The organism is Polynucleobacter sp. 86C-FISCH (assembly GCF_018882415.1).
GTDB lineage: Bacteria > Pseudomonadota > Gammaproteobacteria > Burkholderiales > Burkholderiaceae > Polynucleobacter.
Window position 1 is genome coordinate 165,317 of record NZ_JACVOL010000001.1, and the last position, 22,387, is coordinate 187,703.

Here is a 22,387-nt window from a genome sequence, read left to right on the forward strand (position 1 = left end):
ATATGACACAAACGAATATCACTTGGATTGAAGGCGAAGTTGTTGAGAACGAAGTTCACATGACGATTGTTGAGCTCTCACATGCTTCACGCACACCAGAAGACCTCATCATGACTTGGGTTTCTGAGGGCGTACTAAGCCCGGCAGGATCATCGCCAGAAGATTGGCGTTTTAGTGGTGACTCATTGAGAAGAGCCAAAACTGCAGCTCACCTTACACACGATCTTGAGTTGAATGTGCCTGGGGTTGCCCTAGCACTTGATCTGCTTGATGAAATCGCCCAACTGCGTGCTCGCTTAAAGTAAGACGATTAAACTCGCGACGACTTAAGATTCAGATCGACTTAATAGTTGCTCCCAACGCTGCAGCTTTTGATCTAAGTCGGCAGTAATTTCACTCAAACGCGCTTGCATGCTCGCCGCTAGCTCAGGCTCATTCTTATATAAATCTGGATTGCTCATAGCAATTCCAATATCAGCCTGCTCAGTTTCCAGTGCTTCGATCTGCAATGGCAAAGTTTCTAACTCTTGGCGTTCTTTACCGTTGAGCTTTTGAACGCCGCTTTTAGCTGCCGGCTTTGCCTCTACCTTAGCTTCCACCTTTACTTCAGCCTTTACTTCTGACTTCTCTACTGATTTAGAGCTGGCGTTAGCAGCGCGGATCTTGTCTGAACGTGCCTTCTGAATCTTCCAATCTTCATAGCCACCTTCGTATTCACGCCAGAAGCCATCGCCTTCATTTGCAATGATGCTTGTTACTACGTTATCTAAGAAGTAACGATCGTGACTGACCAAGAAAACAGTTCCTTTGTAATCTTGCAAGAGCTGCTCAAGCAAATCCAGAGTATCAATATCTAAGTCGTTGGTTGGTTCATCCAATACCAATACATTGGCTGGCCTAGCAAACAGACGGGCTAGCAATAAGCGGTTACGCTCGCCACCAGATAAGGTGCTTACGGGTGAATTGGTTCTCTCGGGTGCAAATAAGAAATCACTGAGATAACTCTTAACGTGTTTTTTATTGCCATTGATTTCAATCCACTCGCTACCTGGACTAATGTAATCTTCTAATGAAGCATTGAGATCTAGACCTTCGCGCATTTGATCAAAATAGGCAACCTCAATACGAGTGCCCATCGTTGCTGTGCCCGAGTCTGGTGCAATGGTTCCTAAAATCAATTTGAGTAAGGTTGTCTTGCCGGCGCCATTAGGACCTAATAAACCAACCTTATCGCCACGCAAAATCGTTGCCGTGAAGTCTTTCACAATCGGACGATCATAAGTCTTGCTGACGTTTTGCAGATCCGCCACAATCTTGCCACTACGGTCGCCAGACGAAACTGCTAACTTCACCTGCCCCATAGCATCTCGGCGTTCGGCACGGCTACTACGCAATTTTTCGAGGCGTGCAATTCTGGCAACACTTCGCGTGCGACGAGCCTCAACCCCCTTGCGTATCCAAACCTCTTCCTGCGCTAACAATTTATCTGCGCGAGCATTGGCTAGGGATTCAGAATTAAGCTCTTGCTCCTTAAGAACTTCATACTGAGTAAAGTTTCCAGGGTAGCTGCGCAGAATACCGCGATCAAGCTCAACAATTTGTGTGCAGACGTTATCTAAGAAGGCGCGATCATGGGTAATCAAGATAACTGAGCCTTGATATTCCTTCAGCAGCTCTTCTAGCCAAGCAATCGAATCCAAATCCAAATGGTTGGTTGGTTCGTCTAGCAAGAGTACGTCTGGCATCTCTACTAAAGCGCGCGCCAGAGCGACCCGCTTTTTGGTACCGCCAGAAAGCGTATTGATTTTCAAATCAGCTTCTAGATGGAGGCGATCTAGAGTTTCATGAACGCGCTGCTCCCAGTTCCAGCCGCTTAAAGCTTCCAGCTGGGATTGCACTTCATCTAGGCGATGATGGGAAGCGTCATCCCACTCGCCGACGCTGAGCGCCTCATATTCTTCGCGCAAAGCTTTCGCTTGCGCCACACCCTTGGACACTGCATCAAAAACAGTTTCCTCAGCCTCAAAAATAGGTTCTTGAGGGACGTAAGCAATGCGCAGACCCTGCTGATATTGCAGGAGGCCATCATCCATTTTTTCGATGCCAGCCAAGATCTTCAGCAAGGAAGATTTGCCGGTGCCATTACGGCCAATTAAGCCAACACGTTCACCGGATTCCAGTGAAAAAGCAGTGTTTGCGAGGAGGTCAACGTGGCCAAAAGCCAGTTTTGCATCAGTGAGTACGATTAAAGCCATGGCGACATTATCGTCACTTCCCCAAAAGACGAGATATTTTGGTCAATTTCTGCGAGACTAGCTCTATATGGTCTGCAAATTAACTCCTTCTGCGCCCCGCCTCATCCTATTCGCCGGTCATGCGGGCACTGGCAAGTCTACTTTGGCAAAAAAAGCTTTGCCTTTGATTATTGAGAAAACCGGGGAAGATTTTTTCTTTCTCGACAAGGACACTGCCTATGGCGCCTTTAGCGCTCATGTCATGCAACTCACCACCCAAAACCCCAATGATCGCGATAGCCCCTTCTATCTTGAAAATCTCCGTGATTGGGAATACCAAGGACTTATTGATATCGCAAGAGAAAATTTACTCTTAGGGGTAAATGTCATTCTGGTTGGGCCATTCTCGAGAGAGATTCAGAGTGGCAGAATGTTTGATGCACAAACCCTAGGTGTGCCACCGCAAACGAATATTCAGATTGCCTGGATTGATTTAGACGAGTCTGAAGCCAAAAAACGCATGGAGAAACGCGCTGATCCCAGAGATGAGTGGAAGCTGGCACATTGGGATCAATATGCAAATCGCAGAACTGAACCGCCTACACACGCTTTATTGCATCGATTCGATAACTCTGTTTTTAATGAAGCTTCTTTTGAAAAACTCATCGATGACTTAGTTCGGTAAATTGAAGATAAAAAAATAGGGCCCCTAAGGAGCCCTATCTCAAGACCTAAGAACTGAATTCTTAGAACTTGTAAGTCACACCAACAGCAGGCATCCATGGATTCAATGTCAACTTACCAAGATTTGTTCCACCTTGAACTGTAGTTACATTGGTGCTCATAGTCGCGTATTTCACGTCAACGTTTAAGCCCCAGTTTTTATCAAACATGTAGTCCATACCGATTTGACCAACTACACCAACACTAGAGTTGTCAACTTGCACAGCATTTCCAAGAGCTGGGAAATTTTGGCGATTACCGAAGATGGTGTAGTTAACGCCAAGACCAACGTAAGGCTTGAAAGCGCCTAGATCAGTAAAGTGGTATTGAGCTAGCAATGAAGGTGGCAACGCTGAAACTTTACCAATATTGGTATTGCCAGGACCTGCAGTAATGTTTACCTGTTGCGGCCATGTCAACACTAATTCAGCAGCAATATTTTTAGTAAAGAAGTAGGAAACGTCAAACTCAGGAATAACTTGATTTTTAGCCTTAACATTGAGATCCGCAACAGTGCTTGTTTGACCATTTTGGAACAATAAATCTACTGCGCGTACACGCACCATCCAAGGATTTTCTTCCGCTTGAGCTTGTGCGGCGATTGGAGCTAAGGATGCTACTGCAGCCATAGCTGCTAGGAGTGACTTAATACGCATGATGGTTTCCCTTTTTGTTATCAATTTCGATGAAACTATTTTCGAATTGATACCAATGGGAGAATTTGATGTAAATCAAATGGAAAGCGCTTGAGAATTTTTTGAATGCTAAAAAGCAACACAGTTTTAACGCTTATTTGATCTAGATCAAATGACTAGAGAGTTACCCTATAGAACCTTCGAGTAAGTTCCTTTTGCTTGTGATTCCCTAAGGTGTCGATCAAAAGTCATGGCGACTCGTCTAGCCAATAGGCGCCCCTTTGTGGGAACCAATATCGTTTCGCCTTCCCAATCCAGAAGGCCGGCCTCGCCTAGATGTTTTAACTCTTCAATCTCAGTTTTGAAGTAAGCCTGGAAGTCAATCTGGTGTGATTTGGCAAAGGACTTGGTATCCAACGCGAATTGGCACATCAGTTCGCCAATTAACTCGCGCCGCATTAGGTCATCCTGATCAAGCCTTAAGCCACGTAGCACTGGCAAATGTCCATGATCGAGTGCCTCGTAATATTCATCAAGGGTTCGCACGTTTTGCGAATAGCAATCATCCACCTTGCCGATAGAAGAGATGCCAAAGGCCAAAAGATCGCACTCTGCTTGGGTTGAGTAACCTTGGAAATTACGGTGGAGCTTGCCCTCTTTTTGAGCGATCGCTAATTCATCATCGGGCTTAGCAAAATGGTCCATCCCAATAAAGACGTAGCCAGCTTCACCTAGACGCTCAATCGTATTGGAAAGAATATCCAACTTGTCGGCCGCTGGCGGTAAGTCTGCTTCAGCAATTCGACGTTGAGGCTTAAAGATGTGTGGCAGATGTGCATAGTTATAGACCGACAGGCGATCGGGATTCATTGCCAATACCGCGTCTACAGTTTCTTTAAAGGTTGCAGGCGTTTGTTTAGGAAGTCCGTAGATTAAATCCACGCTGCGCGATTTAAATCCATATTTTCTGGACCAATCCATGACCGCTTGAGTTTCTTCAATTGTTTGTACGCGATGCACGGCCTCTTGCACTGCTAAGTTGAAATCCTGTACACCTAAACTAATGCGGTTAAAGCCCAACTCCGCTAAAAGTGCGATGTCCTTTTCGGTAACGCGCCTGGGGTCAATCTCAATGGAATACTCACCGCCAGGTAATAACTCAAAATGCTCGCGAGTGTGCTGCATCAGCTCAATCATCTCTTCATGAGAGAGGAAGGTGGGCGTACCACCACCCCAATGTAATTGCGTGATTGGGATCTTATTCTGGGCGCCCATGGCTTTAGTCACCATAGCCATTTCTTTAGCTAGGTACTTAATGTACTTAGCGCTGCGCCCATGATCTTTGGTAATAATTTTGTTGCAACCACAGTAGTAACAAATATTGGGGCAGAACGGCAAATGGAAATATAGGGAAAGAGGTTCATCCACTCTCGCTACACGCTCTAGCGCACCTAAATAATCAGCCTCGGAGAATTCATTATGAAAGCGATCGGCACTGGGATAAGACGTATAGCGAGGTCCATTGATATCAAACTTTTTCAACAACTCAGGATGAAATAAAACTTCTTTCTCTTGGGTTGAAGATGAATTTGCTACAGAGGTCATGGAGGGCTTATATGGAGTTACTTTGACAAATAGTCTAGAGCTACCGCTTCCGCTACTTTAATCCCATCGACACCTGCAGACAAGATTCCTCCCGCATAACCTGCACCCTCGCCTGCTGGATAAAGCCCCTTGATGTTGAGACTTTGATAGTTAGTGCCGCGTGTAATTCGTAAAGGGGAGGAGGTGCGCGTCTCGACTCCAGTCAATACAGCGTCTTTCATTGAGAAACCTTTGATTTGTTTCTCAAATGCCGGTATCGCCTCTCGAATGGCCTCAATGGCATAGGCAGGCAAACTATCAGCAAGATCCGTTAGATGAACGCCTGGTTTATAGGATGGCAAAACACTGCCGAATTCAGTGGAGGGCTTGCCTTCTAAAAAATCACCGATCAACTGACCGGGCGCTTCATACGTACCGCCACCCAACTCAAAAGCCTTAGACTCGATCGCTCTCTGAAACTCAATACCTGCCAATGGGCCACCAGGGTAATCATCTGGAGTAATTCCCACAACGATGCCGGCATTCGCATTGCGTTCATTACGCGAGTATTGACTCATGCCGTTGGTGACAACTCGATTAGGTTCTGAGGTTGCGGCAACCACCGTTCCGCCAGGGCACATACAGAAGCTGTAGACCGAACGACCATTTTTAGCGTGATGAACCAACTTATAGTCTGCGGCGCCAATCAGCTCATTACCTGCATGAGGACCGAGGCGCGCTCTATCAATCAGTGACTGCGGATGCTCAATTCGAAAGCCTACTGAGAATGGCTTGGCTTCCATATAGACACCAGCATGATGCAAAGCCTCAAAGGTATCGCGCGCGCTATGTCCTAAAGCCAAAATCACATGACTCGCAGGCAAATCTGGCTGCCCTTCTATCTTGACCCCGGTGATTTGCTCATTCTGAATATCAAAGCCAATTACCTTTTGGGTAAACCGTATCTCACCGCCTAGATCAATAATTTCTTGGCGCATCTTTTCCACTACGCCAACCAGGCGGAAGGTACCGATGTGAGGCTTGGCTACATACGTGATTTCTTCTGGCGCTCCGGCCTTCACAAACTCATGAATGACTTTGCGACCGTAAAACTTAGAATCTTTAATCTGGCTATACAACTTGCCATCCGAGAACGTACCCGCTCCACCCTCGCCAAACTGAACATTCGACTCTGGATTAAGTTTATTTTTGCGCCATAGGCCCCAAGTATCTTGAGTGCGCTCGCGTACTTTTTTACCGCGCTCTAAAACAATTGGCTTAAAGCCCATTTGTGCTAGCACCAAGGCAGCAAAAATTCCACAGGGGCCAAAACCGATTACTACTGGGCGCAGCACTTTTCCGGAGTCGATGGATTCGGGCGCTTTGGCTACAAAGTGGTAACTCGTATCTGGGGATAGCCTAATATGAATATCGCCTGCAAATTTCTTCAGGAGAGCATCTTCATTCTTTACGGATAAATCTACGGTGTAGATAAAAGATAAGGCAACGTTTTTTCTTGCATCGTAACTTCGCTTAAAAACCTCAAAGGCTATTAAGTCTTTAGCATTCAAATCCAAGCGTTTCAGAATCGCCTGCTCCACGGCTTCAGGAGCATGGTCGATAGGTAGACGCAATTCAGTAATACGGATCATGGAGTTTTACGATACACAGTGATTTAAGGCCTTTTTAGCCCCCGAAGAAGCCATAGACCAAATAATACTGGTTATGGACTCAATCAGGCCAGGAGATCGCACATAAAGGCGATAATGCGTTATGGCTCTACGCGCAACTATCCACAAAGCCGACCTTCATGTCGCAGATTCTGACCGTCATTACTACGGCAGTCACTCTTTAACCATAGCTAAGCACCCCTCCGAGACAGAGCAGCGGATGATGATCCGGATCATCGCTTTTGCATTACAGGCGCACGAAGACTTGGTCTTCACAAAGGGCCTGAGTGACACCGACGAGCCCGATCTTTGGATCAAGGACCTCACTGACGCCATTAAGCTTTGGATTGAAATTGGTCAACCCGATGAGCGTCGTATTTTGAAAGCCTGTGGTCGCGCAGATCAAGTGGTTGTCTATTGCTATGGTGGTCACACAAGCAAAATCTGGTGGGATGGCATTGCTAATAAGCTAACTCGCGCCCGTAACTTGCAAGTGATTTCTATTCCGGCGGAACAGGCTGAAGATTTAAATAAATTGGTTGAGCGCAGCATGGTCATTCATGTCAACATTCAAGATGGCGAAGCATATGTTTCATCCGACCAAGGTCAAGTGACTATTACCCCAGAGATTTGGCGCAACAATCAATAGGCCTCAGATATGAAGGTAGTGGTTTTTGATACCAATGTCTTGTTAGATCTATTTGTCTTTAATGACTTTAGAGTGCTGCACTTAAAGCAAGCGCTCATTGAAGGTAAGATAGATGCTCTGGCAACACCAGCGACCTTAGAAGAATTTTCGGACGTCATTGCCCGACCATTATTTTCATTAGACCAAGCACAACAAGAGCAGATCTTTCTTCAATGGCAAGGCTTAGCTAGAGTACTGGACGACAAGGATCTAATGAAGTCACCCTGGGCATGCCAAGACCCTGATGATCAGGTCTTTTTGGATCTTGCCTTTACCGCAAAGCCCTGCACTCTCATTAGCAAAGATAATGAAGTGCTTCGATTTGCAAATAAAGCAGTGGCGGCACAAGTTCTCATTACCGCCGATTACAAGATACTTGATTGATAATAATGATATGAGCAAACCAAAAATGGCTGACCCTGATGACGGCTTATTTAAACCAGGTAGCAAACTCAGGCACATTAAGACTGGTGGCTTTTATAGGGTTGTCTTTCTTGCCAATGTAGAGGCCACCCTCGAGCCTGCTTATGTTTATGAATCGATGCAATCTCATGATTTCTGGATTAGACCTAAGACAGAAATGGAAGATGGGCGCTTTGAACTCATCTCCGAATAAGAAAGTCACATACATATGTCTGAAGAACGCATCACCAATCTCGAAATCAAACTGAGCTTTACCGAAGATCTCATCGAGAAACTCAATGAGACAGTTTATAAACAGCAGCAGCAAATTGAATTTCTGTATCGCGAACTCAAAGCCATCAAAGAGCAGGCTAGTAGCGGTGGTGGCGGAGGCGGTAGCTTGAAGGATGAAATTCCTCCGCACTATTAATACAAATCCACAAAAATACCCCTTGATTTCTTAAGTCTCATGTAATATCATTTTTGATATATATCAATATTGATATAATCTATTGATGACTGAATGGATTGTAGAGACACTAAATACTGATGTAGATAAGGAGTTAGAGACACTTCCAAGCGATATACGCAGTCGCATTGTGAGGGTTTGTAATTTATTAGAAGCTTTTGGCCCCAGACAGGTTGGTATGCCTCACATCAAAAGTCTGGGAGATAAATTATGGGAAATTAGAGCCTCGGGGAGAGATGGTATAGCCAGGGGAATTTATATTTATGCGACAGGTAAAAGAATTGTGCTCTTGCATGCATTTATTAAGAAATCACAAAAAACACCACCGCAAGCCATCCTTACCGCAACACAGAGAGCGAAAAGCGCCAAATTACTATGACTAAGATATCAACCCTACATAAGCGCTGGCTAAAAGAACCGGCGTATAAAAAAGCATTTGAAGAAACTCAAATTGAATTTGAGATCGCAAAAGAAATCATAGAAGCCAGAATGAAAAGTGGTCTTTCCCAGGAGGAATTAGCGGCCCTTATGGAAACCTCTCAATCTGCAATCGCAAGACTGGAAAGTGGCACCAGCCTACCCTCCATGCGCACTTTAGCCAAGTTCGCAAAAGCGACTAACTCTCAAATTCAAGTTCACTTCAAGCAGATTAAACCTATAAAACACAAGGCTGCAGCCTGAGATGCTGATAATATGTATTCCAACATAGACTCAATTTAAAAAGGAAATGATGAGTAACTTAACGCTATTTTTAGTCCAATGGGGCTTAACTTCTTTATCCCTTTGGGTAGCTAGCTACATTTTTAGTGGCTTACGCTTTGCGGATGGTGGCTCTTTAATTATTGCCGCCCTACTTCTGGGTTTTGCCAACGCAATTGTTAAGCCATTATTGGTTCTTTTCACACTTCCGCTAACTGTAGTCACGATGGGCCTCTTCCTGCTCGTGATTAATGCCTTAGTGTTGATGCTTGTCTCTGCTGTAGTGAGTGGCTTTACGATTTCCAGCTTCTGGACTGCATTTTTTGCCAGCATCTTTATTTCTTTATTCAGCCTCTTTGTTAGCGGCTTAGTTTTCTAAGAAATATTTTCCGAGCTTTGTTTCTCTTATTTGCTCGCTGAATAAATATCCGACCAAGAATGCAGCGCCGTTTTACAAGGCTGCGACTTGGTCGCCAAAGATTTAGCATTCTCGGCAGCAATACTGATGCCGCCAGTCAAAAAGCCTAATCCAATCGAGACGGCACTATTGACCACCCCTTCTTTGTTGACCCCAGCTTTTGGATTTTGTAGGGTGCCTTCAATTTTTACCAAGCCCCCAAGATCTAAACCAGTTGTCAGTCCTGTTTTTTCTCTTGGATTGATGCTGATATTGAGGGCCTCACTGGCAAGGTTGACTGATCCAGATAGCGTAACGTCTAAACGATCTGTTTCAACGCCAACCGAATCCTGAATATTGACCATCCCATTGTTGACCGGTAGATAGGCAACAGCACATTCCAAAATAGTTTGGTTAGATTTTTTTCGCATTGGATTGATTGCGTCAAAAACTGAAACAACAAAGTCTCCGCCCTTATTAATAAACTTCGAATCTAATTTTCCCTGCCCAACTGAAATCTGAATAGCGCCATTAGCGCGACTGACCAATTGATGTGGACTTACTCCGCTACCCTTAAGGTTCCAGGCTATGTGAGTGGCGCCCCCAGAAACTTTAGCGCTCGAATCAGCACTTGCGACTATCTGCTCCAAGCTAAAGTCTTTAGCAAGTCCCTTGATAGATACTTTTGGAGCTAAACCATCAAAACTGGCAACAGAAATTTGTGCCTGCGCACTTCCCTTGCCAACATTGAAACTTAAATCATTTGCATCAATATTGTTTTTCTTAAATTGCAGTGTTGTTTTAAAGTTCGAAAATGGAGCCTGCCCTGGAACACCCAGCTCAGCAATGTTGACGTTGACTACTCCATCTGCCAAGGGCAGTAAATCGAAAGGCAATTTCTCGTCCGAGAAGAAATAATTACCTTGCGGTTTATGGGAAGTCGCAGTTGAAGCGCTTCCAGCCTTGCTGGCAACGGCGGCAGACCCGGCCAATGGAGCCAAATCAAAGGATTTGGAATTCAACTGAATATTGAATGTCGGTAAAACCTGAGGCTTCTTGTCAATGTCACCCTTAATAGCGAGTGTTTTCCCATTTAAGGTGAGATCCAAATCCAGATCCATACTTACCGGAGACTGATCCCAAGCAAAGTAAGCATTACGCAAGGAACCCGTTGAACCTTTTAGATTCAGGCTATATTTTTCGTACTGAACATCCAACAGAATCGTCGACCTTCCTTCTCTACTACCCAAAGTTAGCTTCGGGAGATGAATGACTTTTGCAGCCTGATTGCCGTCTTGATAGCGGATGATGGCATCAACAATGTCCAGCGTCTTAATAGAAACAAATGTGCTATCCGCAGAATCGTTGCTTGCTGTATTGCCTGGGGCTTGGGTTGCCGAATCATTGTTAGTTAAGACTGGCGGAGTCAAATTCCAGTTACCCTCTCCACTCTTATTAGCTTGTAGGTTAGCCTCTAAACCTGTAACACCTATTCTGCTAATTTCAACGCTACCCTTGAGCAGTGGGAACAATCTAATATCCAACTCAATTTGCTTGAATGTCAGCATGTTGGGATTACTTGCCCAAGATGCATTACTCAATGAAACCTGTTCGGCCTTCACACTAATGGATGGGAAAAGATTAAGGCTAACTGGTCCAGTAATCTTGAGTTCCCGACCTGTAGCATCCTTGACCGATGAACTAAGGAGCTTAGTTAATTGCGTCGGATTAATAAAAGCAGCTGCGTACCAGGCGCCCAACCCTGCAACAGCCAGGATAGCTATAAAAGCGATTAAGGAAATCTTCAGGGCTTTGTTCACCCAACCATTCTAAAGCGATCCAGGCAATCGACCGTCCTCAACCACCCCTAGACTAAAATACGCCTATGAGTACAGATAATTTGCCAAATTGCCCTGCCTGCCAGGAAGATATGACCTATCCCGATGGGGAGAATTACGTTTGCGCCCAGTGTGGTCATGAATGGCCTATGGCTGCTGCCGCAGAAGAAATAGAGGCGGGATTGATCGTCAAAGACGCCAATGGCAATCTTTTGGCAGATGGCGATACTGTGACCCTCATTAAAGATTTAAAGGTTAAGGGCTCATCCACAACCCTCAAGGTTGGCACCAAAATCAAAGGTATTCGTTTAGTCTCTGGCGACCACGAAGTGGATTGCAAAACAGAAGCCGGCAATATGCTGCTCAAAGCTTGCTTCTTGAAGAAAGCCTAGATCCAGTTTCAATCTAGGCTTTTTCAGCAGAAATGACTTAAGAGCTCGCCTTTTTAAGAACTGTGTATATCTGGTCCTTTAGCAAAAGCTTTTCCTTCTTCAAAATCTCAATCTCTTCTTGGGTGCTTGGCTCTGTATGAGCCTCCATTCTTTGGATCTTCTGGTCCAAATTATTGTGCTTATCAAATAAGTGCAGGAAGTGACGATCTGACGTTTTCAACTTGGTAATGAGTTCACGATATTCAGGAAACATAGATCCTCTTGATATAAGGGTTATAGAAAACTGCCTGAGATCAGTTTAGCAATCCTGCATTCCAAGAACAATGCCCATGATGATCTTTTTGTTTTACCCCCTCCCCTTGTAATCTGCCGGAAAAACCCCATATAGGAAAGGCGAATTCCCTATGGAAATTGCAGTAATATCAGCTAGTGCATTAAGCACAATAACTACCAAAAGAAGGGTAATAGACCATGGCTACAAAGAAGTCTCCAGCAAAAAAGAAAGTAGCTACTAAGGTGGTAACAAAAGCCCCTGCAAAAAAAGTTGTCAAGAAAGTTGCTGCTAAAAAAGTAGCAGCTAAAAAGACAGTGAAAAAGGTAGTGAAAAAACCAGCAGCGAAGAAAGTCGCTGCAAAGAAACCTGCCACTAAAAAAGTAGCAGCTAAGAAAACAACGACAAAGAAACCTGCGGCTAAAAAGCCAGCAGCAAAAAAAGTTGCCAAGAAGGCAGTAAAACAAGCTTCATCTAAAGCGCCCAAGGTAGATCAATACGGTCTAGAGCAAGATGATGAGTTTTACGGCTTGTATTTTGCGAAGTCTACGAACAAGGGCTTGGTTGAAGTAAAACCATGCACCTTCTCATTGATGTACTGGTGGAAAGGCTTGCTTGGCTACCCTGACATGATTGAGATCTCCAAAGGAAGCAATACTGCAATGCTGCAGTTTGAATCTACTTTTGGTGGTGGCGACTCTGGCGAGACCGAATTAACTGAAAAAGACGTACTGGATATTGATCACATCATTGAAGTCGATGAAGAAGAAATGATGATCTCCCTCTACTCTTATGTACCTATTCCAGTTCCTGAGAAATTGGTTGGAGCTTTGAGCCTTGCTGTTCTGAACATCAACCCAGAGACTCGTTATGGCAGCCTAGAAATATGCCCAACTGAGAACGAAGAAGGCGAAACCGAGCATTTCTTGCGCTATCGTGCAGCAACCTATTTGCGTGGCATTAAGTCTGGCAAAGTGGAAGCGATTGAAAGCATGGTTACCAATGGATCCGAGTTCTTCGGTCTTGCTTTAGATGCTATGTGTGTAAATAAGTCGATTAAGAAGTGGCTTCTTAGCTAATTGAGCAACTGTTAATGGCGGACTAACTATCCGCCACTATCTGCAAAGGTAGATATAAGTTATGGGAAAACGGTCATTGACCGTTTTTCTGCTTTCTAGAATCGTCACAGTTCTTTTGCCCTGCTTCCTGCACTCCACAAGAGCCGCTTCCTGAGCTTCAGTCTCTTTAGCCGTCTTGGGTGCATGCACTCCAATCGTTCCATCCGATTGTTGATAGACACCGAATTCACTCTGAGGAGTTGAGCAAGCTGCCAACAGAAGACCAAGAAGAGCAACTAAGTAACGAATCATTTTAAAGAATGCCTCAAGATTTAAAAGTCACTCTATTCTAGGGCACGCTAAAGTAAAGATTAGAGAACCGTCATAAAAGTGTCATATTTGCTTGAAATTGATAGATTTAAAACGTAGGATGGGCTTAATAGTCCATAAATCAAAATAAGGAAAAACATGAGCCAAAAGAAACTAGTGAAGCAACTATTGAAAAAACTCGATAAATTAGAGTCCGATAGAGAAAAGCTCATCGATAAGCTGGCAAAAGCTTTGGACAAGCTGGAGAAAAAGGTGGCCGATAAGAAGGCCCCCGCCAAGAAATCAACTGCAGCAAAAAAAGCGCCTGCAAAGAAGGCCCCAGTGAAGAAGGTTGCTGCAAAGAAGGCTCCTACCAAAAAGGCGCCGGCTAAAAGAGCTGCCGCTAAAAAGCCCGTGGTCAATACCGAAGCAAGTTAATGGGTCACAAAAACAAAGAAAAGCTAGAGGATTCTAGTTACGACTCTGAACTTCGCCAATTGCAAATTGAGTTGGTGAAGCTGCAAAACAGCCTCATCAAAAATGGTGATCAGATCCTAGTCATATTAGAGGGTCGAGATACAGCAGGCAAAGATGGAACTATTAAAGCCATCACAGAACATCTGAGCCCACGTGAAACTCGTATTGTTGCGCTTGGCAAACCATCGGATAGCGAATCTGCAGAGTGGTACTTTCAGAGGTATGTGGCGCAACTACCAAAACAAGGTGAGTTCGTCCTATTCAACCGCAGTTGGTATAACCGTGCTGGCGTTGAACGCGTTATGAATTTCTGCACCAAAGCTCAATACGTTAATTTCATAGAAACCGTAAATGACTTTGAATCCATCCTAGTGCGCTCAGACATCACTATCCTGAAATACTATCTAGACATTTCCAAGAAAGAGCAGGCTTTGCGTCTTAAAGCTAGGGAAAATGATCCTCTAAAGCAGTGGAAGATTAGCCCTATTGATCAGCAAGCGCAGAAAAATTGGAATGCCTACAGCAAATGTAGAGATGAAATGCTAGAAAAAACTAGCCCCAAAGCTGCGCCCTGGACAATCGTTAAAGCTAACGACAAGAAACTGACTCACTTAAATTTAATTCGAGATTTACTCTCTAGAGTTTCTTACCCAGGAAAAGATAAGGCTCTTTTGAAGACAGATAAAGAAATCGCCTTTAAATGGGATGGCGATTTATCTAAACTCGAAAAATAAAATTCTTTAGAAGACTTCAGGCACGTACATTTCTGGAGGTACTGGGCCCCTTAAATAATCTGGATTATGTACGCGTGCAGGCAATGTAATCAGAGGATGATCAATTTCTTTATAGGGAATTTGATTTAGCAAATGGGTAATACAGTTTAAGCGGGCCTTTTTCTTATCATTGGCAGCAACTACCCACCACGGCGCCTCTGGAATATGCGTGCGCTCAAGCATTGTCTCTTTGGCCTTGGTATAGGCCTCCCATAGCCTTCTTGCCTCTAAATCCATTGGGCTTAATTTCCACTGCTTGAGTGGATCATGAATACGCATCATGAAGCGGTTGTACTGTTCATCATCAGAAATAGAGAACCAGTATTTAATTAAGATAATGCCTGAGCTAATCATCATGCGCTCAAGATCAGGAACCGTTCTTAAAAATTCCTCGTATTCGTAATCGGTACAGAACCCCATCACCCTCTCTACACCAGCACGGTTGTACCAACTACGATCAAATAAAACGATCTCGCCGCCTGCGGGTAAATGGGAAATATATCTCTGGAAATACCACTGTGTCTTTTCACGTTCATTGGGTGCCGGTAAAGCAACTACCTTGCACACGCGGGGATTAAGACGCTGGGTAATCCGTTTAATAGCGCCGCCCTTACCTGCAGAATCACGACCTTCAAATAGAACCGCAACCTTGAGCTTATTCTCTACAACCCAGTCTTGTAGCTTTACCAACTCACCCTGAAGCCTAAAAAGCTCTTTGAAGTAAACATTACGGGGGATTTGGGAGCTCTCACTACCATCAGGCGATAGACGATCATCATCGAGCTCCATTTCAAGCTCTTCATCCATGCTGTCAAGAATCTCTTCTTGAGCACGGCGATACCACTCGGCCATTTCCTTATGCTTTGATGTCATTAGCTTCAACTCCCTATAGTGCATTTATAGTGAGAAATGATGACATATTTATTACATCGAGCGCAGTTCGACCTTTAAATGATCAGAAATAGTCTCTTGGCTGTGCAAAGCTAACCACTTTCGATCATTAGATCTTTCTGGAGCGGATCCAGAGGGGGGTATAAAGGTTAGCTGCGCAATCAACTGGCGATTGCGCAAAATCATAGCCATAGACTCCAACAACCCCATTTCACCCACAAAAGCTGCAACATCACTTCTTTCGCCGGTTACTGACGAATAATAGGCAATCGCCAAGGAATAGACGGGCGCATCAGCAATCACCGCCGATTCAAATAAATTAGGCTTAAATGGCAAAACACTCGTCCCTGCTGTGGAAGTACCCTCCGGAAAGATGCAGACAGACTGAGTTTTAAGAACCTTAGCAACCTCTCCTGCAATATGCTTGCCATGTCGGGAATTGTCTCGCTTGATAAATACCGTACCCAATTGCTTTGCCATCCATCCAAATATAGGCCAACCTTCTACATCGGATTTTGCTACGAACCGGATAGGCTTAAAGGCATTAATTGCATGGATATCCATCCATGAGATGTGATTTGACGCCAATAGAAATGGTGAATCAGGAAGAATGGATTGATTTTTTAGTCTTAGCTCGATGCCAAAAATATTTAGCAATCTTTTTGACCAAGCCTGAATCAGCTTATTTTTCTTTTTTTGATCCGCGAAGGGAAACTGAAAAGATAAAGTAGCCAAGCCAGCAATCACGTGAGCCCATACCAGAACCCAACACCAAGCCATTGATGTATTTCGAGATTGATTTAGGGGATATTTCTTGCTCATATGGATTAGCAATATAAATCAAATTCCAATAATTATTGCATCGTCACAAAACTGCCTCAGAACTGTCATGCTGCTTTCACACTCTATTGGCTTAATACTGTTTCATGATGCATTACAAAGCTATCTGGATTTCAGATGTACACCTGGGAACATCAGGGTGTCAGGCAAACTACCTTCTCGATTTTCTAAAGCATAACGAGGCTGAGAAATTCTATCTAGTAGGCGACATTATTGATGGCTGGAGACTTAAGAAGTCATTCTACTGGCCCCAATCACACAATGACGTAGTACAAAAACTCCTGCGTAAGGCTCGCAAAGGCAGTGAAGTTATCTATGTCCCCGGCAATCATGATGAAAGCGCCAGACAATTCTTTGGACTTTCGTTTGGTGATGTCAAGGTTGTTGAAGAAGTAATTCATACAACGGTCGATGGCAGAAAGCTATGGGTAACTCATGGCGATCAATTTGATGGAGTGATGCAATACGCCAAGTGGCTGGCATATGTTGGCGACACCTTGTATTCGTTCATTCTTTACGTCAACCGCTACTTCAACATGCTCCGCGCCAAGATGGGATTGCAATATTGGTCTTTATCTCAATACCTCAAGCACCAGGTAAAAAACGCAGTCAGCTATATCGCCGACTTTGAGCACATTATGGCGAGAGAAGCTCGCCTAAGAGGCTGTGATGGTGTTGTTTGCGGACATATTCACAAAGCAGAAATCCGTGAGATCGATGGCTTGTTGTACTGCAACGATGGTGATTGGGTCGAAAGCCTCACCGCCCTTGTTGAAACACACACTGGCGAACTCAAAATTATTCATTGGACACACATTAAAGGTGAGCCAATTGAAGCCCCTCAAATTACCCTTCAACCTGCCGTTCAAACACTTATCAAAGAGGCTGCGCTATGAAAATTATGATCATTACCGATGCATGGGATCCACAGGTGAACGGTGTTGTTCGGACTCTCAAACAAACCCGCGCAGAATTAATTGCCATGGGTCATGAAGTGGAGATGATCACCCCAACAGGTTTTAAATCCATTCCATGCCCAACCTATCCTGATATCGCCTTATCTCTCTTTCCGGGCAAAGAGGTAGCACGTCGAATTAAAGAGTTTGCGCCTGATGCCATGCATATTGCAACTGAAGGTCCATTAGGCTTATCGGCACGTGCATATGCAGTCAAAAATCGCTTGCCTTTTTCTACCGCATATCACACCCGTTTTCCTGAGTACGTTAAGGCACGTACAGGTATTCCATTGGCAATTACCTATGCCTTTATTCGCTGGTTTCATGGTCCATCAATGGCGGTAATGGCGCCAACGATTGTAGTTAAGGATGACCTTGAAAAGTACGGACTCAAGAATGTTGTGCTGTGGTCAAGAGGTGTTGATCTTGATATTTTCAAGATACAAGAATCAAAAGCATTAAACACAGCACACCCTATTTTCTTATACGTAGGACGTGTAGCGGTCGAAAAGAATATCAATGCATTTTTGGAAATTGATTTACCAGGCTCAAAATGGGTGGTGGGAGACGGGCCAGCTATGGCCGGAATAAAAGAAAAATATCCAGAAGTGAACTATCTGGGTGTATTACAACAGCATGAGCTAGCAAAAGTGTATGCAGCTGCAGATGTATTTGTATTTCCAAGCAAGACCGATACGTTTGGTCTAGTTTTATTGGAAGCAATGGCATGCGGTACGCCTGTGGCAGCTTATCCAGTCACGGGCCCTATTGATGTACTAGGAAATTCAAATTCAGGTGCAATGAATGAAGATCTACGAGAGGCTTGTATGCAGGCACTCAAGATTCCTCGCGAAGTTGCACGCGCCCATGCTGAGAAATTTTCCTGGCGTGCGGCTTCTGAGCAGTTTGCTCAGCACCTAAAGCCTGTGCCAACGCCAGAAGTTCACTTAACAGCATTAGCATAAAGAAAGCAGATAGTGAATTCTCCGTACCACGTAGACCAAAACCCTCACAAGGGCAACAGAGGCCTTACTAGAGCGTGGCATGCAGCTAAAAACTCGTGGTGCGGTCTAGTTTATGCATTCCAAGAAGAAAGTGCTTTTAGACAAGAGCTCACCTTACTTGCTTTACTAACTCCGATTGCCTTTGTTTTACCAATAACACTCCTAGAAAAGTCACTGCTGATCGCCTCATTGGTCATGGTTCTTGTAATTGAGTTGTTGAACTCTAGCGTAGAAGCGGCAATTGACCGTATTTCATTTGACCACCACGATCTTTCCAAAAGAGCTAAAGACTTTGGCAGTGCTGCCGTCATGCTTGCCCTATTTGTAGCTGCTCTTCTTTGGACCGCAGTTTGCACTCCTTTGATTTTCAAGATTTAAATGCACCACTCCCAATACCATTCATTTACTGAGGCCAGCCATGTCTGATATCCCTAACCCAATCGGCTCATTTGAGATTTTCGCCCCTAAGAAAATTAAAGCGCTCAAAAGAAAAAAGTCGAATGCATTCACAAAACTTTCTAAAAAAATTGCTAAAAAATTATTTGGAAAGAAATTTGTTACCAAAACTAGATCTGAGCTCAGAGAGCCGATAATAGCTCCTGCGGTACAGATTGATAAACCGAAAAAACCTGCATTTCAGATTGTTTGGGCTAGCACTCCAGGCGAAATTAAAGAGGCGCAAAGATTGCGCTACAAAGTCTTTGCTGAAGAAATGGGGGCTAACCTTCCAAATAATGTAGACGGTCTTGATGTTGATGAATTTGATGCCTATTGCGACCATCTATTAATTCGCGATCAAGACAGTCTAAAGGTCGTAGGTACCTACCGTGTACTTCCCCCGCACAAGGCTCAAGAAATTGGTCGCCTCTACTCTGATTCTGAATTTGACTTATCTCGTATTGACCATCTACGTCCTAAATTAGTTGAATTAGGCAGGTCTTGCGTTCATCAAGACTACCGCTCTGGCGCTGTGATCATGGCCCTATGGAGTGGCTTGGCTCAATACATGCAAAAGAATGGCTACGAAATCATGTTGGGATGCGCCAGCATCCCCATGGCTGATGGTGGACACTTTGCAGCGAGTCTTTATAACTCACTTAGCAATGATCAAATGGCGCCTACAGAGTTCCATGCCTTCCCACGCTTGCCATTGCCTTTAGATAAGCTTAATGGTGGCTTGGATGTACAGCCTCCCCCTTTGATTAAGGGTTACCTCAAGCTTGGCGCTAAAATTTGTAGCGCCCCTGCTTGGGATCCAGACTTTAATACCGCTGATCTATTAACAATGCTGCGACTGTCTGAAATCAACCCACGATATGCGAAGCACTTCTTAGGCTTATAAATTATGCGCAGCATGAGCTAAACAAAAAGCCACTTCAAATCGAAGTGGCGTTTTATGCTTAATGGAAAAACTTACTTAAAGCTCACTTGGTAAGAACGACCAACTCTCTCCCACTCTGCAGCCTCTTTTAAAAGACTAAATTCAGTCAGAGGATGTTCGGCAGCCCACTCTTTTGACAGGCTCACCAAATACGAGCCATCATGCTCAGAAACTTTTACCTTAGGGAGGCTGATATCACTTCGTCCACGGCAGAGCACTTGAGCCAAACGTAAACAAAAAAGCATACGCCAGTCTTCAAAGCCATGATTATTGGCTAACTTACCAAGCTTACCGGTATGCCCGATCAATAGCGCTGCAAGCCTTGCCTGGTCATTCTTAGAAAAACCAGGCATATCTGCATTACCCGCTATATAGGCAGAGTGCTTGTGATATCCGTTATGGGAGATTGATAATCCAATTTCATGGAGATTGGCGGCCCATTGTAATAAGGCGACATTGTCTGCCCTACTTTCAGATTGAGGTTTAGGTAGTTGCTGAAGAAAATCTGCTGCTAACTTACCCACCCTATCTGCTTGCTCACGATCGACTGCATATCGTTGCATAAATTGCTCTACAGTGACATAGCGCATGTCATGGTGTTGAGAACGGCCAAGCAAATCGTATAAAACACCGCTACGTAAAGCAGCGTCTGTCACTTCCATTTCTTCGATACCTAATTCATCGAAGGCGGCCAGCATAATCGCTAAACCTCCAGGCCATACGGCCCTTCTATCATCCTTCAATCCCTCAAGTTCAACCTGATTTACATGTTCATACTTCAGGAGATGCTTTTTAAGATTCTTCAAGCCTTCGCGAGTGATAAGCCCACTTGTTCCGTTGACGCGACCCATGGTTAAACCATCATCATGTCTATTGAAGTTATTGCTTGCAATCAAATCAGCTAAAGCCCTGGCAGTTCCAGAGGATCCAATAACTTGCTTCCAGCCGCTTTTTAAATAAGCACCTGAAATGACTTGTATTTCACGACGAGCTGCCAACTCAGCCTCTTTAAAGGCATGCGCATCAATATTCCCTTTAGGGAAAAAACGCAAACTATGTGACACACAGCCAATATAGAGGCTCTCCATTAACTTTGGCTCATAACCTTTGCCAATAATAAATTCTGTAGAGCCTCCACCGATATCGATGACCAACCTGTTGCCCTGAACAGCCTGAACCTCATGCGCAGCTCCGATATAAATCAAACGCGCCTCTTCGACACCCGCAATCACTTCAATTGGAAATCCCAATGCAGCCTGCGCATCCTCTACAAATTGCGGAGCATTTTTTGCAACCCGCAAAGTATTGGTAGCAACCGCTCGAACATTGGAAGGATCAAACCCCCGGATGCGCTCTCCAAATCGTCTAATAGCAACTAAGCCGCGCTGGTAGGCATCGTTGCCAAGCAATTTATTTTCAGTAAGGCCGGCTGCCAAACGAACAGTTTCGCGGAGCGTATCTATGGGGCGCAACTGGGTACCCGAGGGGGTGTTTACCGCCTGAGCAACTAACATACGAAAGCTATTGGATCCTAAATCGACAGCAGCAACAAGCTCTGCGGAGTTTATTAAAGGATCTACGGGATTACTTGCCAAAATGTTCCTCAATATTGATTGCTGCACTAATTATGTCTATTTTATGTAAAAACAATGACATATTCATGAAATGCACAGCAATGCCCTGTATATAGGGCGCGGAACCTTGGTCTAAGCTGCTAAATTTTGCTCTGAACTAGAACAATCGCGGTTACCAAAGCTGCATAAAATACAGCAATCCCCTGATTTAGGCTTCAAAATTGCACTGCATGATCTGCAACGATAAAAATGCTGGGCACCCTCTTCGGAAGTAATGATCTCAGAGGTCTGGCAATGAGGGCAAGTCACAGTAGCTTGCGGATATTGGATAGTCTTATTCACAATGAAATACTGAAGCAAAATTGTGTCAATAGTATGTCAAATTAAATTGAAAACCAAAGAGCATCAATCGGTTGTACTTGGGCTCCAGAAAGCCTGGGAGACAAATTCTTGATCGGCAATTTTTGCAATCAGACGATCCATTTCATCCCCATCTACGGCTGAGGCAGTTAATACCGCCTGAATCTCGACATCATCGCTACCGAATTGATGTACTTCAACATCTTGCGTTTGATAACCGGCCCCCTCTAAAGTCTTGATGAATTGCTTAAGCGCCTGTTTTTGCGCATGCTTTGGGGTAATGATGTAAACCGAGTTTGTCACTTCAACGGAGATGGTATCTAGAGGCTGGCGGTTGATAAAGGTCACTACAGGTCGCAAAAGAGTATTGGCTGCTAATACAAATATGGTTGCCAACCCAGCCTCTAAAATCAAGTCGGCTCCAGCACAAGCACCTACAGCGCCAGAAGCCCATAAAGTAGCCGCCGTATTAATCCCTCGGACATTGCCCTCTTCGCGCATGATGACGCCCGCCCCCAGAAAGCCGATACCTGAAACCACATAGGCCATGACATGGACGGCGCCTTCATGACCCGTAAGTCTATTGGCAGCATCCACAAAGATCGCCGCCCCGATAGCCACCAAAATATTCGTTCTTAAACCAGCAGTTCGTTGGCGATATTGACGCTCTAGCCCGATTAATCCGCCAAAGAAAAAAGCAGCCGTTAGGCTGATTGCAGTATCGGTTAACGATACATAGTTAATGTTGTTCGTAAATTCCAT

29 protein-coding genes are annotated in these 22,387 nt (G+C 44.5%); 17 read left to right on the forward strand and 12 right to left on the reverse strand.

What is annotated here, in order from left to right; translation table 11 throughout:
• The first annotated feature begins 2 nt into the window (after window positions 1-2).
• Window positions 3-305, forward strand: coding sequence for a chaperone modulator CbpM (locus ICN10_RS00705; RefSeq protein WP_215346654.1), 303 nt, complete (start codon window positions 3-5; stop codon window positions 303-305).
• Window positions 306-326: 21 nt separating this feature from the next.
• Here ICN10_RS00705 and ICN10_RS00710 read toward each other — a convergent pair whose 3' ends face one another.
• A complete protein-coding gene (locus ICN10_RS00710; protein WP_216211343.1) occupies window positions 327-2,255 on the reverse strand; it encodes an ATP-binding cassette domain-containing protein in 1,929 nt (642 codons plus the stop codon).
• A 67-nt stretch (window positions 2,256-2,322) separates the two neighbouring features.
• Between ICN10_RS00710 and ICN10_RS00715 the strand changes: the two genes are divergently transcribed.
• A complete protein-coding gene (locus ICN10_RS00715; RefSeq protein WP_216211346.1) occupies window positions 2,323-2,919 on the forward strand; it encodes an ATP-binding protein in 597 nt (198 codons plus the stop codon).
• 61 nt (window positions 2,920-2,980) lie between these two features.
• Here ICN10_RS00715 and ICN10_RS00720 read toward each other — a convergent pair whose 3' ends face one another.
• The 3 genes from ICN10_RS00720 to ICN10_RS00730 form a co-directional block, all read right to left on the reverse strand.
• Window positions 2,981-3,613 carry an OmpW family protein gene (locus ICN10_RS00720; RefSeq protein ID WP_216211348.1) on the reverse strand — a complete coding sequence of 211 codons (633 nt, stop codon included), beginning with the start codon at window positions 3,611-3,613 and terminating at the stop codon, window positions 2,981-2,983.
• Window positions 3,614-3,781: 168 nt separating this feature from the next.
• A complete protein-coding gene (hemN, locus tag ICN10_RS00725) occupies window positions 3,782-5,197 on the reverse strand; it encodes an oxygen-independent coproporphyrinogen III oxidase (protein WP_216211351.1) in 1,416 nt (471 codons plus the stop codon).
• 17 nt (window positions 5,198-5,214) lie between these two features.
• Window positions 5,215-6,828 (reverse strand): NAD(P)/FAD-dependent oxidoreductase, encoded by a 1,614-nt coding sequence (locus ICN10_RS00730; protein WP_216211353.1) that lies wholly within the window; start codon window positions 6,826-6,828, stop codon window positions 5,215-5,217.
• 121 nt (window positions 6,829-6,949) lie between these two features.
• On the opposite strand from ICN10_RS00730, the gene ICN10_RS00735 reads away from it, so the two are divergent.
• The 7 genes from ICN10_RS00735 (at window position 6,950) to ICN10_RS00765 (ending at window position 9,483) form a co-directional block, all read left to right on the forward strand.
• On the forward strand, window positions 6,950-7,495 hold the full coding sequence (locus tag ICN10_RS00735; RefSeq protein WP_216211355.1) for a YaeQ family protein: 546 nt from the start codon (window positions 6,950-6,952) through the stop codon (window positions 7,493-7,495).
• 9 nt (window positions 7,496-7,504) lie between these two features.
• Complete coding sequence (locus ICN10_RS00740) at window positions 7,505-7,918, forward strand: putative toxin-antitoxin system toxin component, PIN family (protein ID WP_216211358.1); 414 nt, start codon at window positions 7,505-7,507, stop codon at window positions 7,916-7,918.
• A gap of 10 nt (window positions 7,919-7,928) precedes the next feature.
• On the forward strand, window positions 7,929-8,150 hold the full coding sequence (locus ICN10_RS00745) for a hypothetical protein (protein WP_068323477.1): 222 nt from the start codon (window positions 7,929-7,931) through the stop codon (window positions 8,148-8,150).
• Between the two features lie 15 nt (window positions 8,151-8,165).
• Window positions 8,166-8,366, forward strand: a complete 201-nt coding sequence (locus ICN10_RS00750) for a SlyX family protein (protein WP_068323479.1) — start codon at window positions 8,166-8,168, stop codon at window positions 8,364-8,366.
• An 85-nt stretch (window positions 8,367-8,451) separates the two neighbouring features.
• Entirely contained in the window at window positions 8,452-8,784 is a 333-nt protein-coding gene (locus ICN10_RS00755) for a type II toxin-antitoxin system RelE/ParE family toxin (RefSeq protein WP_216211361.1), read from the forward strand.
• A complete protein-coding gene (locus ICN10_RS00760; RefSeq protein ID WP_216211365.1) occupies window positions 8,781-9,086 on the forward strand; it encodes a helix-turn-helix transcriptional regulator in 306 nt (101 codons plus the stop codon). Before ICN10_RS00755 ends, ICN10_RS00760 begins: the two co-directional genes overlap by 4 nt.
• Before the next feature lie 46 nt (window positions 9,087-9,132).
• A complete protein-coding gene (locus ICN10_RS00765) occupies window positions 9,133-9,483 on the forward strand; it encodes a phage holin family protein (protein ID WP_215346665.1) in 351 nt (116 codons plus the stop codon).
• Window positions 9,484-9,509: 26 nt separating this feature from the next.
• Here ICN10_RS00765 and ICN10_RS00770 read toward each other — a convergent pair whose 3' ends face one another.
• On the reverse strand, window positions 9,510-11,321 hold the full coding sequence (locus ICN10_RS00770; protein WP_216211368.1) for an AsmA family protein: 1,812 nt from the start codon (window positions 11,319-11,321) through the stop codon (window positions 9,510-9,512).
• 65 nt (window positions 11,322-11,386) lie between these two features.
• Between ICN10_RS00770 and ICN10_RS00775 the strand changes: the two genes are divergently transcribed.
• Complete coding sequence (locus ICN10_RS00775; protein ID WP_216211371.1) at window positions 11,387-11,731, forward strand: zinc ribbon domain-containing protein YjdM; 345 nt, start codon at window positions 11,387-11,389, stop codon at window positions 11,729-11,731.
• A gap of 37 nt (window positions 11,732-11,768) precedes the next feature.
• Here the strand turns inward: ICN10_RS00775 and ICN10_RS00780 are convergent, their stop codons facing one another.
• Window positions 11,769-11,984 carry a YdcH family protein gene (locus tag ICN10_RS00780; protein ID WP_216211375.1) on the reverse strand — a complete coding sequence of 72 codons (216 nt, stop codon included), beginning with the start codon at window positions 11,982-11,984 and terminating at the stop codon, window positions 11,769-11,771.
• Window positions 11,985-12,202: 218 nt separating this feature from the next.
• Between ICN10_RS00780 and ICN10_RS00785 the strand changes: the two genes are divergently transcribed.
• Window positions 12,203-13,081 (forward strand): hypothetical protein, encoded by an 879-nt coding sequence (locus ICN10_RS00785; RefSeq protein WP_216211377.1) that lies wholly within the window; start codon window positions 12,203-12,205, stop codon window positions 13,079-13,081.
• Between the two features lie 36 nt (window positions 13,082-13,117).
• Here ICN10_RS00785 and ICN10_RS00790 read toward each other — a convergent pair whose 3' ends face one another.
• On the reverse strand, window positions 13,118-13,372 hold the full coding sequence (locus ICN10_RS00790) for a hypothetical protein (protein ID WP_216211380.1): 255 nt from the start codon (window positions 13,370-13,372) through the stop codon (window positions 13,118-13,120).
• Between the two features lie 156 nt (window positions 13,373-13,528).
• Between ICN10_RS00790 and ICN10_RS00795 the strand changes: the two genes are divergently transcribed.
• Window positions 13,529-13,807, forward strand: coding sequence for a serine/threonine protein kinase (locus ICN10_RS00795; RefSeq protein ID WP_216211383.1), 279 nt, complete (start codon window positions 13,529-13,531; stop codon window positions 13,805-13,807).
• Window positions 13,807-14,580 carry a polyphosphate kinase 2 gene (gene ppk2, locus ICN10_RS00800; RefSeq protein WP_216211385.1) on the forward strand — a complete coding sequence of 258 codons (774 nt, stop codon included), beginning with the start codon at window positions 13,807-13,809 and terminating at the stop codon, window positions 14,578-14,580. Before ICN10_RS00795 ends, ppk2 (ICN10_RS00800) begins: the two co-directional genes overlap by 1 nt.
• 6 nt (window positions 14,581-14,586) lie before the next feature.
• On the opposite strand, the gene ppk2 (ICN10_RS00805) is transcribed toward ppk2 (ICN10_RS00800), so the two are convergent.
• Together ppk2 (ICN10_RS00805) and ICN10_RS00810 are read right to left on the reverse strand one after the other, a co-directional pair.
• Window positions 14,587-15,492 (reverse strand): polyphosphate kinase 2, encoded by a 906-nt coding sequence (gene ppk2, locus ICN10_RS00805; RefSeq protein ID WP_216211389.1) that lies wholly within the window; start codon window positions 15,490-15,492, stop codon window positions 14,587-14,589.
• 51 nt (window positions 15,493-15,543) lie between these two features.
• Window positions 15,544-16,332 (reverse strand): 1-acyl-sn-glycerol-3-phosphate acyltransferase, encoded by a 789-nt coding sequence (locus ICN10_RS00810; RefSeq protein WP_255536775.1) that lies wholly within the window; start codon window positions 16,330-16,332, stop codon window positions 15,544-15,546.
• 104 nt (window positions 16,333-16,436) lie between these two features.
• On the opposite strand from ICN10_RS00810, the gene ICN10_RS00815 reads away from it, so the two are divergent.
• Genes ICN10_RS00815 through ICN10_RS00830 form a run of 4 tightly spaced genes read left to right on the forward strand, consistent with a single transcriptional unit; the run spans window position 16,437 to window position 19,652 of the window.
• Complete coding sequence (locus ICN10_RS00815; protein WP_370626184.1) at window positions 16,437-17,246, forward strand: UDP-2,3-diacylglucosamine diphosphatase; 810 nt, start codon at window positions 16,437-16,439, stop codon at window positions 17,244-17,246.
• Window positions 17,243-18,271 (forward strand): glycosyltransferase family 1 protein, encoded by a 1,029-nt coding sequence (locus tag ICN10_RS00820; protein ID WP_216211392.1) that lies wholly within the window; start codon window positions 17,243-17,245, stop codon window positions 18,269-18,271. The genes ICN10_RS00815 and ICN10_RS00820 overlap by 4 nt, the downstream gene beginning before the upstream one ends.
• A gap of 12 nt (window positions 18,272-18,283) precedes the next feature.
• Window positions 18,284-18,688, forward strand: a complete 405-nt coding sequence (locus ICN10_RS00825; protein ID WP_216211394.1) for a diacylglycerol kinase — start codon at window positions 18,284-18,286, stop codon at window positions 18,686-18,688.
• 40 nt (window positions 18,689-18,728) lie between these two features.
• A complete protein-coding gene (locus tag ICN10_RS00830; protein WP_216211397.1) occupies window positions 18,729-19,652 on the forward strand; it encodes a GNAT family N-acetyltransferase in 924 nt (307 codons plus the stop codon).
• A gap of 71 nt (window positions 19,653-19,723) precedes the next feature.
• Here the strand turns inward: ICN10_RS00830 and ppx are convergent, their stop codons facing one another.
• From ppx to ICN10_RS00840, 3 genes are all read right to left on the reverse strand, one after another.
• Window positions 19,724-21,286 (reverse strand): exopolyphosphatase, encoded by a 1,563-nt coding sequence (gene ppx / locus ICN10_RS00835; protein ID WP_216211399.1) that lies wholly within the window; start codon window positions 21,284-21,286, stop codon window positions 19,724-19,726.
• Window positions 21,287-21,397: 111 nt separating this feature from the next.
• Window positions 21,398-21,607 (reverse strand): GDCCVxC domain-containing (seleno)protein, encoded by a 210-nt coding sequence (locus ICN10_RS10170; RefSeq protein WP_082786419.1) that lies wholly within the window; start codon window positions 21,605-21,607, stop codon window positions 21,398-21,400.
• Between the two features lie 63 nt (window positions 21,608-21,670).
• Complete coding sequence (locus tag ICN10_RS00840) at window positions 21,671-22,387, reverse strand: MgtC/SapB family protein (RefSeq protein WP_216211402.1); 717 nt, start codon at window positions 22,385-22,387, stop codon at window positions 21,671-21,673.

Coding starts and splice junctions, on each gene's coding strand:
- ICN10_RS00820 (WP_216211392.1), top strand. CDS start 17,243: ATGAAAATTATGATCATTACCGATGCATGGGATCCACAGGTGAACGGT.
- ICN10_RS00810 (WP_255536775.1), bottom strand. CDS start 16,332: ATGAGCAAGAAATATCCCCTAAATCAATCTCGAAATACATCAATGGCT.
- ICN10_RS00760 (WP_216211365.1), top strand. CDS start 8,781: ATGACTAAGATATCAACCCTACATAAGCGCTGGCTAAAAGAACCGGCG.
- ppk2 (WP_216211389.1), bottom strand. CDS start 15,492: ATGACATCAAAGCATAAGGAAATGGCCGAGTGGTATCGCCGTGCTCAA.
- ICN10_RS00780 (WP_216211375.1), bottom strand. CDS start 11,984: ATGTTTCCTGAATATCGTGAACTCATTACCAAGTTGAAAACGTCAGAT.
- ICN10_RS00815 (WP_370626184.1), top strand. CDS start 16,437: ATGATGCATTACAAAGCTATCTGGATTTCAGATGTACACCTGGGAACA.
- ICN10_RS00720 (WP_216211348.1), bottom strand. CDS start 3,613: ATGCGTATTAAGTCACTCCTAGCAGCTATGGCTGCAGTAGCATCCTTA.
- ICN10_RS00840 (WP_216211402.1), bottom strand. CDS start 22,387: ATGGAATTTACGAACAACATTAACTATGTATCGTTAACCGATACTGCA.
- ICN10_RS00765 (WP_215346665.1), top strand. CDS start 9,133: ATGATGAGTAACTTAACGCTATTTTTAGTCCAATGGGGCTTAACTTCT.
- ICN10_RS00715 (WP_216211346.1), top strand. CDS start 2,323: ATGGTCTGCAAATTAACTCCTTCTGCGCCCCGCCTCATCCTATTCGCC.
- ICN10_RS00745 (WP_068323477.1), top strand. CDS start 7,929: ATGAGCAAACCAAAAATGGCTGACCCTGATGACGGCTTATTTAAACCA.
- ICN10_RS00830 (WP_216211397.1), top strand. CDS start 18,729: ATGTCTGATATCCCTAACCCAATCGGCTCATTTGAGATTTTCGCCCCT.
- ICN10_RS00740 (WP_216211358.1), top strand. CDS start 7,505: ATGAAGGTAGTGGTTTTTGATACCAATGTCTTGTTAGATCTATTTGTC.
- ICN10_RS00755 (WP_216211361.1), top strand. CDS start 8,452: ATGACTGAATGGATTGTAGAGACACTAAATACTGATGTAGATAAGGAG.
- ICN10_RS00710 (WP_216211343.1), bottom strand. CDS start 2,255: ATGGCTTTAATCGTACTCACTGATGCAAAACTGGCTTTTGGCCACGTT.
- hemN (WP_216211351.1), bottom strand. CDS start 5,197: ATGACCTCTGTAGCAAATTCATCTTCAACCCAAGAGAAAGAAGTTTTA.
- ICN10_RS00735 (WP_216211355.1), top strand. CDS start 6,950: ATGGCTCTACGCGCAACTATCCACAAAGCCGACCTTCATGTCGCAGAT.
- ICN10_RS00790 (WP_216211380.1), bottom strand. CDS start 13,372: ATGATTCGTTACTTAGTTGCTCTTCTTGGTCTTCTGTTGGCAGCTTGC.
- ICN10_RS00785 (WP_216211377.1), top strand. CDS start 12,203: ATGGCTACAAAGAAGTCTCCAGCAAAAAAGAAAGTAGCTACTAAGGTG.
- ICN10_RS00705 (WP_215346654.1), top strand. CDS start 3: ATGACACAAACGAATATCACTTGGATTGAAGGCGAAGTTGTTGAGAAC.
- ICN10_RS00730 (WP_216211353.1), bottom strand. CDS start 6,828: ATGATCCGTATTACTGAATTGCGTCTACCTATCGACCATGCTCCTGAA.
- ICN10_RS00750 (WP_068323479.1), top strand. CDS start 8,166: ATGTCTGAAGAACGCATCACCAATCTCGAAATCAAACTGAGCTTTACC.
- ppk2 (WP_216211385.1), top strand. CDS start 13,807: ATGGGTCACAAAAACAAAGAAAAGCTAGAGGATTCTAGTTACGACTCT.
- ICN10_RS00795 (WP_216211383.1), top strand. CDS start 13,529: ATGAGCCAAAAGAAACTAGTGAAGCAACTATTGAAAAAACTCGATAAA.
- ICN10_RS00775 (WP_216211371.1), top strand. CDS start 11,387: ATGAGTACAGATAATTTGCCAAATTGCCCTGCCTGCCAGGAAGATATG.